Annotated in this window: 14 protein-coding genes; 9 read left to right on the top strand and 5 right to left on the bottom strand. The window is 64.3% G+C overall.

Going from position 1 to position 14,192, the window contains the following annotated elements; genetic code table 11:
* Positions 1 to 14: 14 nt before the first annotated feature.
* From DKW65_RS14070 to DKW65_RS14085, 4 genes are all read left to right on the top strand, one after another.
* Entirely contained in the window at positions 15 to 836 is an 822-nt protein-coding gene (locus tag DKW65_RS14070; RefSeq protein WP_245932522.1) for a methyltransferase domain-containing protein, read from the top strand.
* Position 837: 1 nt separating this feature from the next.
* Positions 838 to 1,503, top strand: coding sequence for a dethiobiotin synthase (bioD, locus tag DKW65_RS14075; RefSeq protein ID WP_111658057.1), 666 nt, complete (start codon positions 838 to 840; stop codon positions 1,501 to 1,503).
* Positions 1,504 to 1,543: 40 nt separating this feature from the next.
* Entirely contained in the window at positions 1,544 to 1,804 is a 261-nt protein-coding gene (locus DKW65_RS14080; RefSeq protein WP_162925883.1) for a helix-turn-helix domain-containing protein, read from the top strand.
* A 68-nt stretch (positions 1,805 to 1,872) separates the two neighbouring features.
* Positions 1,873 to 3,228, top strand: coding sequence for a hypothetical protein (locus DKW65_RS14085; RefSeq protein ID WP_111658059.1), 1,356 nt, complete (start codon positions 1,873 to 1,875; stop codon positions 3,226 to 3,228).
* Between the two features lie 7 nt (positions 3,229 to 3,235).
* Here the strand turns inward: DKW65_RS14085 and DKW65_RS14090 are convergent, their stop codons facing one another.
* A complete protein-coding gene (locus DKW65_RS14090) occupies positions 3,236 to 4,027 on the bottom strand; it encodes a TraX family protein (RefSeq protein ID WP_111658060.1) in 792 nt (263 codons plus the stop codon).
* Positions 4,028 to 4,261: 234 nt separating this feature from the next.
* On the opposite strand from DKW65_RS14090, the gene DKW65_RS14095 reads away from it, so the two are divergent.
* Positions 4,262 to 5,035, top strand: a complete 774-nt coding sequence (locus tag DKW65_RS14095; RefSeq protein WP_111658139.1) for an SDR family NAD(P)-dependent oxidoreductase — start codon at positions 4,262 to 4,264, stop codon at positions 5,033 to 5,035.
* Positions 5,036 to 5,041: 6 nt separating this feature from the next.
* Here DKW65_RS14095 and DKW65_RS14100 read toward each other — a convergent pair whose 3' ends face one another.
* Both DKW65_RS14100 and DKW65_RS14105 read right to left on the bottom strand, forming a co-directional pair.
* The gene (locus DKW65_RS14100) at positions 5,042 to 5,641 is read right to left on the bottom strand and encodes an OmpA family protein (RefSeq protein ID WP_162925884.1); all 600 of its coding nucleotides are present in this window, start codon (positions 5,639 to 5,641) and stop codon (positions 5,042 to 5,044) included.
* Between the two features lie 197 nt (positions 5,642 to 5,838).
* Positions 5,839 to 6,306, bottom strand: a complete 468-nt coding sequence (locus DKW65_RS14105) for a flavodoxin family protein (RefSeq protein WP_111658062.1) — start codon at positions 6,304 to 6,306, stop codon at positions 5,839 to 5,841.
* Positions 6,307 to 6,428: 122 nt separating this feature from the next.
* On the opposite strand from DKW65_RS14105, the gene DKW65_RS14110 reads away from it, so the two are divergent.
* On the top strand, positions 6,429 to 8,201 hold the full coding sequence (locus tag DKW65_RS14110) for an SLC13 family permease (RefSeq protein ID WP_245932523.1): 1,773 nt from the start codon (positions 6,429 to 6,431) through the stop codon (positions 8,199 to 8,201).
* Here DKW65_RS14110 and cueR read toward each other — a convergent pair.
* Positions 8,183 to 8,590 (bottom strand): Cu(I)-responsive transcriptional regulator, encoded by a 408-nt coding sequence (gene cueR, locus DKW65_RS14115; RefSeq protein ID WP_111658063.1) that lies wholly within the window; start codon positions 8,588 to 8,590, stop codon positions 8,183 to 8,185. The genes DKW65_RS14110 and cueR overlap by 19 nt on opposite strands.
* Positions 8,587 to 10,863, bottom strand: a complete 2,277-nt coding sequence (locus DKW65_RS14120) for a heavy metal translocating P-type ATPase (RefSeq protein ID WP_111658064.1) — start codon at positions 10,861 to 10,863, stop codon at positions 8,587 to 8,589. Before DKW65_RS14120 ends, cueR begins: the two co-directional genes overlap by 4 nt.
* A 102-nt stretch (positions 10,864 to 10,965) precedes the next feature.
* Here DKW65_RS14120 and DKW65_RS14125 point away from each other — a divergent pair, with 102 nt between their 5' ends.
* The 3 genes from DKW65_RS14125 to DKW65_RS14135 are packed head-to-tail and all read left to right on the top strand — an operon-like array spanning position 10,966 to position 14,185.
* On the top strand, positions 10,966 to 11,325 hold the full coding sequence (locus tag DKW65_RS14125; RefSeq protein ID WP_111658065.1) for a hypothetical protein: 360 nt from the start codon (positions 10,966 to 10,968) through the stop codon (positions 11,323 to 11,325).
* Between the two features lie 47 nt (positions 11,326 to 11,372).
* Positions 11,373 to 12,818: a TolC family protein gene (locus DKW65_RS14130; RefSeq protein WP_111658066.1), complete on the top strand. Its 1,446-nt coding sequence runs from the start codon at positions 11,373 to 11,375 to the stop codon at positions 12,816 to 12,818.
* On the top strand, positions 12,818 to 14,185 hold the full coding sequence (locus DKW65_RS14135) for a multicopper oxidase family protein (RefSeq protein WP_111658067.1): 1,368 nt from the start codon (positions 12,818 to 12,820) through the stop codon (positions 14,183 to 14,185). Before DKW65_RS14130 ends, DKW65_RS14135 begins: the two co-directional genes overlap by 1 nt.
* Positions 14,186 to 14,192: the final 7 nt, after the last annotated feature.

Raw genomic sequence — 14,192 nt, forward strand, 5'->3', positions numbered from 1 at the left:
GCGGAGCGTGCGTTATGGGCAGCATGAATCGCCCCGCGCCGATAGTCAGCGCTGCGCCTGGCGACCCGGTCGCCCGCCATTTCGGTGGTGCAGCCCGCACCTACGATGCTTATGCCACGCTGCAACTCAGTGCCGCGCGGGCGCTGCTGGCGCTGTTGCCGGATGACGTCCGGGCGCACCGCGCGCTCGATCTGGGGGCTGGCACTGCGCCCATGGCCCGGCGCCTGCAAACGCGCTTTCCTGACACTCGCTGGCTGGGTCTGGATCTGGCCCTGCCGATGCTGGAAGAGGCGGCTGAGCGCGGGCGGCTGAACGACCTGTACCGGGGGGTGTGTGCGGACGCCACCCGCCTGCCGTTGGCAGACCAGAGCCTGGACCTGATCTATTCATCCTTCGCCTTGCAATGGTGTCGTGACCTGGCCCCTCTGGCCGCCGAGTTGACCCGCGTCAGCCGTCCCGGTGCCTGGTTCGCCCTCTGCGTGCCGCTGCCCGGCACCTTGCAGGAACTGCGCGACAGCTGGGCGCAGGCGGACCAGGGTCAGCACGTCAATCCGTTTCACGCGCTGGTGGCCTGGCAGGCTGCGTTCGCCGACCACGGCTGGCAGGTGGAAACACAACACCAGTGGCAAGTGCGTCAGCATTACCCGGACGTGCGCGCCATTGGCACCATGCTGCGTGCCACGGGCGCCCATCATGTCTTCCGCGACCAGCCTGCCGGTCTGACTGGCCGTCGCCGGTTGCTGGCCATGGTCGAGGCCTACGAGCAACAGCGCACGATGGAAGGCTTACCCCTGACCTGGCAGATCGGCCAGCTGCTGCTGCGCCGTGGAGAATGACATGACAGACCCGCGCGTGCCCCGAGGGCGTTTTTTTATTACCGGCACCGACACCGAAGTCGGCAAGACCTGGGTGGCCTGCCGCCTGCTGGAACAAGCCAGCGCAGCCGGGTTACGCACGCTCGGCCTGAAGCCAGTGGCCGCCGGGGCGGACCCCGCCCCGTCACCCTGCGGGACCCATGACGGACCGACCAACGAGGATGCCCGGGCCCTGATGGCCGCTTCCAGCATCAAGCTGCCCTACGACCAGGTGAACCCGGTGCTGTTGCAGGCCCCCATGGCACCGCACCTTGCGGCGCAACAGGAAGGCCGCCGAATGAATGTGGCGCGGCTGGCGGGCTATGTGCGCGGCGCCCTGCTCAGCGACGCCGCGCGGGACCCGGACCTGCTCCTGGTGGAAGGCGCGGGCGGCTGGAAGGTGCCGGTGAACGACCGCGAAAGCCTGGCTGATCTGGCCGTCGAACTGGACCTGCCCGTGATTCTGGTGGTCGGCATGCGGCTGGGCTGCCTCAACCACGCCCTGCTCACCGCCGACGCCATCCGCGCCAGCGGCCTGCGCCTGGCCGCCTGGGTGGCCAACGTGCTGCCGGGGCAAACCATGGCTGCCCTTGATGACAATATCGCCACGCTGGAGCAATGGCTGCCCGCGCCGCGCATTCTCAGATAGTGTCGATGTCATAATACCGATCGGTAATAGTGGGTGGCGTATGGTTCAGAACGATGTATCGCAAACACTGACAGACACCCGGGCCTTCGGCCGGGCGGTGCGCGCTGCCCGCAAGGGGCTGAGGCTGACCCAGCAGGATCTGGCTGACACGGCGGGCGTGGGCGCCCGCTTTATCTCTGAGCTCGAGCGCGGCAAGGAGACGGTGCGACTGGGGCTGGCACTGCACGTGGCAAGGTTGGTCGGGCTGGAGATCACGGTGACCTGGCCAACGAGCGATGTGCTGGATGGAGTCTTGCCGTGAGTCCGGTTGAGCGCAGGCTGGGGGTCTGGTTCGAAGCGCGCCGCGCGCGTTGAGGGACTGGTGATGCCATGTTCATTCTGAGACGTGAAGGGGACTTCCGGATTCGCTTCACGCGGATCCTCAAGGAGCCGGGGCCGCATCAGGTGGAGATGTACCTGTTTGTGCCGCACGATCTGGATCTGACGGAACAGACCTTGCCCGAGCAGCAGTTCTTTCATGCCAGCCTCAGCCATCGTTTTCGTCTGGTGGGCCAACCGGCCCGTGACCGGGCGACAGCGAAAGACCCTTCGGCGTCGCTGTTGTCGCCCTATTATGAAGTGACGTTCGGCACCTGGTTTGCCAGTTACAAGGCCTCCATGGACCGTTTGCGGGTGCGGCTGGATGACCAGGAAGAGCTGGCCAGCGCGCTGGAACGCGCCATGCGGCAAACGGAACGCTTCGCCCAGCGGCTGCGTGCGTCGCATCTGGACGATGAAAAGAAGGATCGTTATTTCCGCCATCTGGATGTGTACTTTTCCTGGTATGCGGAGCAGTGGTTCCTGCGTGCCATGACCTTGCCAGGGTGGGCGGCCCTCGAACCCGAGGCGCGTCAGCCGGTGCTTGATTTTCTCGCGGAGGAGCGCACTCGACGATCAGCCAACAAGTACGAACCGGAGTATGAAGGGGACCCGGTCAAGGTGTGGAACCGCATGCGCCTTTACAGCAAGCTGATCGAGTACCCCGTGCTGCTGCGGCCGCGCGTGACGGAGCTGGGCACCGGCACGCAGAAGCTGGTGAAAGCGGCGACCACCATGCTGGTGATGAGCCTGTTTACCCTGCTGATTTTCCGCACGCGCGAGTCTACCCACGAACTGACGCTGGCCTTGCTGCTGATGATCGCCTTCATCTATGCGCTGCGTGACATTCTGCGTGAGGACTTGATCAAGGCGGTGACGCGGCGGCTGCGCCGTGGCCGCCCCAAGTGGCGCATCAGTCTGCTGCGGCCCTATACCAGTAAATCCATGGGGCGCCAGCGTGTCTGGATGGATTACAAGAAGCTGTCGGAACTGCCTGAACTGGTACGGGAAAACCGTGGCAAGTGGTACATCAGCGAAGAGCGTCAGGTGGTCTGTTATCGCGTGGAAACCACGCTGGATGAAGAGGCCATGGCGGATGATCAGGTGCAGGAAAGTCTTGGCCTGGATTGCCATGCCCTGAGCGAGATGATCAACGATGCCCGGGATCATCTGTTGGTCAGTGATACTTTTCCGCCGACACCGGAAAGCATTCAGCAGCACACCATCGAGAAGCATCACTTCTTCAATCTGTTGCTGGTGAGGCGGGACGCCACTGGCGACCAACAGGCGGCCCAGCGCTGGCGCCTCACCTTGTCCGGGCGCGGCGTGGTGGCGTGTGACGCTAAAAAAATGCTGGTCAAGCGTTGAGGTCAGATCAGAGACCACCCACGAACCACAGCCATACCGCGATCAACGCAAAGTGGCCGGGGTACCAGCTCAGCCACAGCTTGCGTGGCATCACCCATGCCACCGGCGGTACGCGTCGCGCCGCGCCAGCGGCCAGCAGCAACACCAGCACGCAGGTGGCCACCGTAAACCCCTTGGCAATGTCCGAGACATTCAGTTGCCCGGCCGCAAACAGCACCGGCAGGGTACTCAGCAGCGCCAGGGCGCGACCGCCCGGATCGCTGGCCGCGTTATGCAACTGGTACAGGGCCAGCATCATCAACGGAATCAGCATCAGACCGTAGAGGCCGTACTCAACCCATTGGCCGGCCAGGAACATGGCCAGCGTTGACCCGGCAACGGCCAGGAGCAGCGCAACCGGCGCCAGTTGGTCATCGCGGTAGCGGGCCAGCAGGGTGCGCAACCAGGCCCCCCACATCAGGCCCAGTGACAGGGTAAAACAGACGTTCAGCAGCAGCGCATCCGATGCCCGTGGCATGAGCATGAACGGAATCTGTGCCGCGAGACCGATGATCAGGATGCGACGCGCATAACGCATCGGGTCGCGGGTATTGAACAGGCCATGCCAGGCCACCATGGCCGCAAACAACGGGAAGGCGATACGGCCCAGCGTCACCTGAGTCCATTCCAGCCCATGGTCGGCGGGCAGCACATGGCGACTCATGTGATCAATGGTCATGGTCAGCAGCGCCAGCCACTGTCCCCAGCCGGTCCAGTGCGACACCGGGCGCGCTTGCCGGAGGGCCTGTTCCTGATGCATCCACTCTCTCCCTGCATTCCTGACAGCAGCATGGACCAAGGCCTGCTGCACGGGTTCCGGCTGCGCCCGGCCTTGCCGGGCCTGCCAACATCCGCCCGGCCCGCCACCACACGGCCTCCGGGGGAACGTAAAAATGCGGAAAAGAGCGCAGGGCCGCTTCTTGATCTGGCGCAATGCCTGGCCGTACCGGCTGCGCGAGGATGACAGTAACGTGGCGCAATGGAGGTGACGGACATGAAACGCTTACAGGACAAGGTGACCATCATCACCGGAGGATCCGGTGGTATTGGCAAGGAGACGGCAAGGCTGTTTCTGGATGAGGGCGCGCTGGTGGTGCTGGTGGATATAGACCAGGACGCGCTGGATCAGGCAGCGGTAGAACTGGGCGGTGGTGACACCCTGCTGACCGTGGCGGCGGATGTCAGCCGCGAGGAAGAGGTTCAGCATTACGTGCAAAGTACGCTGGATCATTTCGGCAAGCCGGATGTGTTCTTCAACAATGCCGGTATTGAAGGGCGGGTGGCGCCGCTGATCGAGCAGTCGATAGCGGATTTTGACCGCGTGATGGCGGTCAATGTGCGTGGCGCGTTTCTGGGTATGAAGTTTGTGCTGGCCGAAATGATGAAGGCGCGCTCCGGCAGCATCATCAATATGTCGTCGGTGGCGGGGCTGTCCGGCAGCCCGGGTGTAGCGCCTTACGTGACCTCCAAACATGCGGTGGTGGGTATGACGAAGTCCGCCGCGCTGGAAGCGGCCGTGGCGCAGGTGCGGGTCAACTCCGTGCACCCGTCGCCGATCAATACCCGCATGATGCGTTCGCTGGAGGAAGGCTTTGATCCGGGGCAGGCGGAACAGGCGAAGGCCCTGTTTGAGCAGAAAATACCGCTGGGGCGTTACGGCGAATCCCTGGACGTGGCCAGCATGGTGCTGTTTCTGGCGTCAGACGAAAGCCGGTTCATCACCGGCGCCCAGTTCCGCATCGACGGTGGAATGGGCGCGGCGATGTGACCTGGATCAGCGTCGTACGGTGCCGTCCACGTTGATCTCGACACGACGGTTCTGGGCGCGGCCCTGTGTCGTGTTGTTGTCCGCGATGGGCTTGGACTGGCCGTGGCCAACCGTCGTGATCAACTCGGCGTCAACGCCTTTCTCGACCATGTAATCCTTCACGGACTGAGCGCGCTGTTCAGACAGGCGCTGGTTCAGCGCTTCGCCACCGGTGCTGTCGGTATGGCCTTCCACGGTGATGGCCGTCACGTTGGTGCCGGGTGCCTTGAGCTGTTCCACCAGCACATCCAGTTCGCGTTTGCCGTCGTCGTTCAGTGTGGCACTGCCCACGGCGAAGGTCGTGCCGGACGCCAGGGTCACCTGATGTAAACGCGGCGCTGGCGCAGCCGGGCGCGGCGGCGGTGCGGGTTCAGCGCGAGGGGTTTCGGCTCTGACCAGATCAGGGTCGCACTCGGCGATGGCCTGGCTTTCGCTCCAGGTGCCGGTGCGCACACAATTGCCATAGCCATCGCGCACCAGTTCGTTGTTACTGTCGACCCAGTAAGCGGTCTGGGCCTGGGCAGCCCCAGCGGCGGCCAATACGATGATAGGAAGCATCCGTTTCATACCAGAACTCCGTCTGCATAAGTGATGGGAACACAAGCACGAACGTGCATCCGCAGCGCGGCGTGAAGAGCTCCCGGGTCCCGACGGCATGCTGCCGCCCATTGCCTGCAAGGCTCTCTCATGATGCCGCCATCTGCGCACCCAAAGTGTAAAAAACGGCTATATTTCCGGTGGGTTTTGTAAGTGAGGGACGGGCGTCAGAAAATGCCTGCTTCCAGGCCCGCAGCCATGTACAGCCCCAGTTCCTGACATACTTCTGTAAAGTTTTCCTGCCAGTCGCCGCGACACACCACGATGTCCTGCACCAGCTTCCAGCGCAGGCCGGTCAGGATGCTCTCCAGGGCGCGTTGTGTGCCGGTGCCATCGTGGCCGGCGCGAATATACACGGCGCAGGGCAGCCCCTGCTTTTCTTCCAGCACGGGATAGTAGCTGCGATCGAAGAAGTCTTTCAGTGCGCCGCTCATGTAGCCGAGATTTTCGGTGGTGCCCAGAATGATGCCGTCACAGCGGCGAACATCGTCGGGGCCGGCGTCCAGCGGTGCGATCCATCGGGTTTCGACACCGCTGATGTCTTCATGGCGGGCGCCGCGCAGCACCGCCTCCACCAGCTTGCGGGTGTTGGGGGAAGGGGCATGGGCGACCACCAGCAGTTGTTTGGATGACATGCGCTGTGCTCCCGCGGTACATGACGTGCGATCAGTTTCACAGTGTAAATTGATTGGCCTGTTATCTCGACCGCTGCGCCGTGGGGCGTCATGCTTGTCGCACCACCTGAACAAGAGCATGGATGATGACGACCGCCCAGATTGGCATGTTGGCCCTGTTGCTGGCGATTCTGGTGTTGTTTGCCTGGGGGCGCTGGCGTTACGACGTGGTGGCGCTGATCGGCATGTTGGCGGTGGTCATGGCCGGCTGGGTGAATGCGGACGATGCCCTGGCCGGGTTTGGCCATCCGGCGGTCATCACCGTGGCGGCGGTGCTCACGATTTCACGCGCACTCAGCAATGCCGGCACTGTGGATCTGCTGACGGCGCGTGTCATGCCGTTGACCGGGCCACGCTACGCCCATATCGGGCTGCTGTGCCTGGTGGTCGGTTTCGCCTCGGCGTTCATGAATAACGTTGGCGCCCTGGCCCTGATGCTGCCGGTGGCGCTGGCCTCGGCACGCAAACGCGAGCGCTCCCCCGGGCTGCTGCTGATGCCGCTGGCGTTCGGCTCGATCCTGGGCGGCCTGGCCACGCTGATCGGCACGCCCCCGAACATCATCATCGCGACCTATCGCGCGGACGTCACCGGCCAGGCGTTCACCATGTTTGATTTCACGCCGGTGGGTGGCCTGGTGGCGGTGGTCGGTATCGCTTTTCTGACGCTGGTGGGCTGGCGTTTCCTGCCGCGGGGTGTCGGCGCGCGCGACAGCAGTCACGTCGAAATTGACAGTTACATCTGCGAACTCCGGGTGATGGAAGCAAGCCCGCTGATCGGTGAGCGTGTGGGCGATTTGCCAGAGGTGTTTTCCGATGACGCCATGGCGGTCGGGCTGGTGCGAGGGAAGAACCAGTATCTGCATCCGCACCCCTGGCGCGTGCTGGAGGAAGGCGACCTGTTGATTGTGCGCACTGACCCGGAAGCCCTGCGGCCCCTGCTGGACAAGGCCGGGCTGGAACTGGTGGCGAGCAAGCTCAGCGGGCTGGAGAACATCAAGGCCGAGGATCTGCGTCTGGTGGAAGCAACGGTGCCACCGCGCTCGGTGCTGGAAGGGCGCGACAGTGCCTACCTGCGCCGCCGCACCGGGCAAACAGTCAGTCTGGTGGCCATGGCGCGGGAGGGGGCATCGATTCGCTCGCGGCTGCGCGATCAGACGTTCCGTGCCGGTGATGTACTGTTGCTGCAGGGCGAACCCGACAGCATTGACGACAGTATCGGGGATCTCGGTCTGTTGCCGTTGGCAGAGCGGGATATCAAGGTCAACCGGCCCATGCGCGCGATCACCGGGTTGCTGGTCTTTGCCGGCGCGCTGGTGCTGGGCGCCACGCTACTGCCGCTGGCCATCGCCTTGCTGGCGGCCGTGGTGGTGTATGTGCTGATCGGCTTGCTGCCTGTGCGCGAGATGTACCGCGATATCGACTGGCCGGTGCTGGTGTTGCTGGGCGGCATGATGTCAGTGGGACAGGCCCTGCAAGCCACCGGCACCACGGATCTGGTGGCAGGCAGTATTGTTCAGCTTACCGGGGCATTGTCACCGATCTGGATTCTCACGCTGGTACTGGTGGCCACCATGTTCCTCTCGGATCTGGTGAACAACGCCGCCACGGCCCTGATCATGGCGCCCATTGCCTACGGCGTATCGCAACAGCTTGGTGTGAATCCTGATGCGTTCCTGATGGCGGTTGCGATCGGGGCCTCCTGCGCTTTTCTGACCCCCATCGGGCACCAGTCGAACACGCTGGTCATGGGGCCGGGTGGGTATCGTTTTGGCGATTACTGGCGCATGGGGCTGCCTTTGGAAATCGTCGTGATACTGGTGGCCGTACCCGCCATCAGTTATTTCTGGCCGCTCTGAGTGTCGCTCTCCAGCGCGTCCAGAATCGGGCAGTCGGGGCGCTCATCACCGTGGCACTGGTGGGCCAGGGTGCTGAGCGTATCCACCATCGCCTGCAAATCAGCGATGCGCCGCGTCAGATCGCGAACATGTGACTGCGCCAGTGCCTTGACGTCGGCACTGCTGCGTTGATCGTTGCGCCACAGGTCGGTGAGGGTGCGCAGTTGTTCCATGGAGAACCCCAATGCACGGCCGCGCGCGATAAAACGCAGCATGTGCACGTCCTGTGCGCGGTAGTGACGGTAGCCGCTTTCGGTGCGCGGCGGTGCGTCGATCAACCCTGCTTTTTCATAGTAACGAATCATGCGTGCACTGACGCCGGAGGCGTGGGCCGCTTCGCCAATATTCATGCCGTGGTCTCCTGCAGTAACCGCGCGGGCAGTCGGTAGCGCCGCAAGCGCAAGGCATTGCCCAGTACAAAGAGGCTGGACAGCGCCATGGCGCCCGCGGCAAACACCGGCGACAGCAGAATGCCGAAGGCCGGATACAGCAGCCCGGCCGCCACCGGAATCAGGGCCGTGTTGTAGGCAAATGCCCAGAACAGGTTCTGCCGGATATTGCGCAGCGTGGCACGCGACAGAGCGATGGCGCGCGGCACGCCCATGACGTGTGCCGACATGAGCACGGTATCGGCGCTCTCGATGGCGATGTCGGTGCCGGTGCCCAGCGCGATACCGACATCGGCGGCGGCCAGGGCCGGTGCATCATTGATGCCGTCACCGACAAAGGTGACGCGCTGGCCGTGGCGGCGCAGCCTTTCCAGTGCCTCGACCTTGCCGTCCGGCAGTACCTCGGCAATTACCTCGTCGATACCCGCCTGTGCGGCGATGGCCTCTGCAGTAGCGCGCCGGTCGCCGGTGATCATGACGGTCTTCACCCCCATGCGGTGCAGCAACTGAATCGCGTCGGCGGCATCCGGCTTCAGGGCATCGGCCACCGCGCAGACGGCGACGGCCTGCTGGTCGATGGCCACGAACAACGGCGAGCGCGCCTGCGCTGACAGCGCCGCCGCGTCCGCCTCCAGAGCAGACAGGTCAATGCCCTGCTGCGTCAGCCAGGTGCCGTTGCCGATCCTGATCTGCTGCCCGTTCACCGTCGCGCTGACGCCGCAACCGGGCGTGGCGTCGAAGTCCCATGCAGCGGGCAGATCCAGTCCCGCGTCGCGGGCGGCCTGCACCAGCGCCTGGGCAAGAGGATGCTCCGAGGGACGCTCGGCGGCAGCGACCTGCGCCAGCAGGGTGTCCCGATCCTGGCCGGCGACCACAATGAAATCGGTCATGTGCGGCGCCCCGTCCGTCAGGGTGCCGGTCTTGTCGAAGGCCACCACATCCGTGTCGCGCAGCGCCTGCAAGGCCTGGCCGTGGCGGAACAGGATGCCGAGCTCGGCGGCGCGTCCGGTGCCGACCATGATGGAGGTGGGTGTGGCCAGCCCCATGGCACAAGGGCAGGCAATGATCAGCACCGCCACCGCATTGACCAGCGCGAAGGTCAGCGCCGGGGCCGGGCCGGCGAACACCCAGACCAGGAAGGTCAAGGCGGCGGCGACCATCACGGCGGGTACAAACCACAGGGTCACCTTGTCCACCAGTGCCTGAATCGGCAGCTTGCTGCCTTGCGCGGCCTCCACCATGCGCACGATACCGGCGAGCACGGTATCCGCGCCGACCTTTTCGGCCCGGAAGACCAGGCTGCCGCGCTCGTTCACGGTGCCGCCGGTGACCGGGTCGCCGCTGCTCCGTTGTACCGCGACAGGCTCGCCGGTGATCATGGATTCATCCACGAAAGAGCGGCCTTCCACCACCACACCGTCCACCGCGATGCGCTCGCCCGGACGCACGATGACCAGGTCACCGGTTTGCACCTCGGCCAGCGGAATATCCTGGTCCCGGTCGTCACGCCGCACCCGCACGGTGTCCGGTTGCAGTTGCATCAGGTGACGGATGGCCGCGCTGGTGCGGCCCCGGGCGCGGGCCTCCAGATAACGCCCGAGCAGAATCAGCGTGACGATCACAGCCGCGGCTTCGAAGTAGATATGCGCGGTGTCTTCGGGTAACCAGTGTGGCGCAAAGGTGGCCACCATCGAGTAGCCCCAGGCGGCCGAGGTGCCCAGCGCCACGAGTGAATTCATGTCCGGCGCGGCCCGCAACAGGGCCGGGACCCCCAGACGAAAAAAGCGCAGCCCGGGCCCGAACAGCACCAGCGTGGTCAACAGGGCCTGGAGCAACTGGCTGTTGCGCAGCCCGACGTTGTGCATGACCCAGTGATGCATGGGCGGAAACAGATGGCTGCCCATTTCCAGGATGAACACCGGCAGGGTGAGCAGGGCCGCAAACCACAGGCTGCGGCGCAGCGCGGTGGCGTCTTCATCCCGGGCCTGCTGCGCCCGGGATACGCCCGGGCCAGTGTCTTCCACCGGCGTCGCCTTATAGCCCGCCTCGGCCACGGCGGCTTGCAGGCTGGCGAGGTCCGTGTCGCTGGCCAGCGTCACCCGGGCGCGCCCGGTGGCCAGGTTGACGGCGCTGTCACGGACGCCCTGCACACCGGAAAGCGCCCGCTCCACGCGGCCCACGCAACCGCCACAGGTCATGCCACTGATGTCGAGGTCTACCGTGTGCTCCGTCATGATGCGCACTCCGCTTGATTCAGGTCAGCATAACGCTGAACCCTGACATCATGACAAGGTCAAGCCGGTGCCAGCACAAGGAAGTGCTGCTATGCTGACGGCATGTGGAAATGTCTGGCCGTGACGTTGCTGTGCCTGCTGACCCTGCCGCTGACCGCGCTGGGGGATGGCGGCTGTCCGCAGCATACTGTGGCCATGACCGACCCGGAAATCGCGCAGGACACGCACCGTGGCGGCCATCATCAGGATGCTCCGCAGCCCGCCGCTGACCTGCCGCCTCAGCATGGCAGTGACTGCGACCTGCTCTGCCTGAGCCTGTGCAGCACGGCCAGTGCACTGATCACCCCCACCTGGCAATGGCTGCCTGCCACACCGGCACAATTCAGCCTTGCCGCCGGGCAACCGGCCAGCCCTGCTCACACCCTGCCATTGCTGAGACCTCCCGCACACGTCATCGCCTGACCTGGCATCTGTTCGTTTATTGACGTGATTCATCAGGGAGAAGCACCGTGTTGACCCTTACCCCCCCATGGCGGCTGGTGTGCCTGCTGCCGTTATTGGCGGCCTGCGCAAGCACGCCGCCGGACGATGCGCCTGCGCGCATCGATGAAGCCTTGCAGGCGTCGGGCCTGAACACCGACGCTGCAGCGCATGACCGCCTGCAGGGCGAGATCGAACTGGATCAGGCGCTGTGGCGGGCGCTGACGCACCACCCCCGGGCGCGACGTGAATATCAGCGCCTGGATATCACCCACGCCGAGATCGTTGCGGCCAGTGAGTGGCAAAACCCCACCCTGTCATTCTCCTGGTTGCGTGCCGAAGGCGGCGGCCATGAAAGTGGATTCGGCCTCGCACAAAACCTGTCTGCGTTGCTGATGCGTCCGGCACAGCGGCGCATGGCGAGCGCCCGCTACGACAGTGAGCAACAGCGCGCGGTGGCGGCGCTGCATCAGTTGGTCGCCGATACCGAGAGCGCCTGGTTTGCGCTGGTGGCGGCAGAACAGTCGTTGGCGGTGCAGACTCTGGTGACCCGTGCGGCCACGCTGTCGGCAGAACTGGGCCAGCGCTTTCGCGAAGCGGGCAATATCAGCGGCCTGACCCTGGCACAGTTGCAGAGCGAGGCGGCGCATGCGCGCCTGGCATTGCTCGCCGCTGAGCGCGAACGCGCCCAGCGACGCGCGGAGCTGGCGGCTCTGCTGGACGCGCCGGACGACGACTGGTCTGTGCCGACGGCGCTGCCCAGGCCGCCGCGCGAACTGCCCCCGGCGGAGGTGTTGATGTCGCGCGCCCTGGAAACCAGGCCGGATCTGCGGGCGCTGGACAAGGACGAGACCTGGCTGACGGAGAATGTCGAGCTGGTCCATCGTTACCGCTGGCTGGGGGAGGTCAGTGTGGGGGTGCGCCATGAACGGGAAGCCGATAGCACCCGGCTGACCGGGCCGACCCTGTCTTTCGGTCTGCCGTTGTTCCATCGCAACCAGGGGGCACTGCGGTCTGCCCAGGCACAGCGTGACCAGTGGCAACTGACCCGCGAACAGTATCGTCAGGCGGCGCTACACGACGTGCGTCGTCTGCATGATGTGCTGGCGATACTGGGTTCTGAAATCAGTCTTCGCGAAGAAGCCCTGTTGCCGGCCAAGGCCGATGTGGTGGCGCGTCGACAGGAGCGGGTCAACTTCATGTTTGACGGGGTGTTTGATCTGCTGGCGGCGAAGCAGGATGAGCTTTACGCCTGGCAGGAACAGGTGCAGGCGCTGGGCGATTACTGGCAACTGCATGCCCGCTTGGTGCTGGCGACCGGCGGCGAGCGCTTTGATATTGATGCGCTGCCGTTACTGGACACCTCCGTGCTGGAGCACGACGCCGAGGCGGCCGCGCATGAGTACCACGAACACCACGAACACCACGAACACCACGAACACCATCGCCACCATCATCATGGAGGGCATCACTGATGAAGCGCAGAGATTTCATGCTGGCGGCGGGCGCCCTGCTGCCTGCTGCGGCACTGACCCGCGCCCTGGCCGATGCCGGGCATGAGCATCATAACCACGGCGAAGCGACCTCCGGACGACGTCATGAACAGGGTTATATGCCGGTACACACGCCCAACGGCTGGACGCTGCCCTATCGAATGAACAACGGCGTCAAGGAATTTCACCTGGTCGCCGAAGAGATCGAGCACGAATTTGCGCCCGGCTCGAAGGCCCGCTGCTGGGGTTATAACGGCACCACACCCGGGCCGACGATCGAGGCCGTGGAAGGCGACCGGGTGCGTATATTCGTGACCAACCGGCTGCCGGAATACACCTCGGTGCACTGGCACGGACTGATCCTGCCGTCCGGCATGGACGGTGTCAGCGGTGTCACCCAGCCGCCGATTCAACCGGGCGAGACCTTTGTTTACGAGTTCACCCTGCAGCAGCACGGCACGCACATGTACCACCCGCATGCGGATGAAATGGTGCAGATGGCCATGGGCATGATGGGCATGTTCATCATTCACCCGAAGGCGGGTGAACAGGTGCCGGTGGATCGTGACTACGCCATCCTGTTGCATAACTGGGCGTTGCATCCTGACACCTCTCGACCCGATCCCTCGGTGATGCAGGACTTCGATTTGTGGAGCATGAACTCGAAAGTGTTCCCGGCCATTGATTCGCTGGTGGCCAGGACAGGTGAGCGCGTGCGTCTGCGTATCGGCAACCTGTCCATGTGGAATCATCCGATGCATGTGCATGGGGTCAAGTTCGAGGTGACGGGTGGCGACGGGGGGCGCTGGCCGCGCAATCTCTGGCGCCGGGAAGCGACGGAAATTGTGGCGGTGGGCCAGGCTCGTGACTTCGAGTTCGAAGCGGTGCCGGGCGACTGGGCGTTCCATTGCCACATGTCACATCACGTGATGAATCCCATGGGGCATGATATTCCCAACACGCTGGGTGTGCGGCAGTCCGATCTTGAAGCACAGATCAGGACCCTGCTGCCAGACTATATGGCGATGGGAAAGCATGGCATGGCGGAACACCAGGCGCACACCGACAGCGGTCACATGAAAGGCCCGGACAACACGCTGGCGATGATGATGGGGCAGGGCCCTTTCGGGAATATCGGCATGGGCGGCATGTTCACGTTGATCAAGGTTCGGGACGATCTGTCGCCGGGTGATTTTGCCGACCCCGGCTGGTACCGGCATCCGGAAGGTACCGTGGCGCGCAAGATAAGCAGCGACCCCGCATTCGGTTCGCCACCGCGTCGTGGCAAGCTTGCGGGGGCCCAGACACCACCGTTACCGGTGCCTCGCCGCGACCACTCTCACCACTAGCGTTTAC

Source organism: Isoalcanivorax indicus (genome assembly GCF_003259185.1).
Classification (GTDB): Bacteria; Pseudomonadota; Gammaproteobacteria; order Pseudomonadales; family Alcanivoracaceae; genus Isoalcanivorax; species Isoalcanivorax indicus.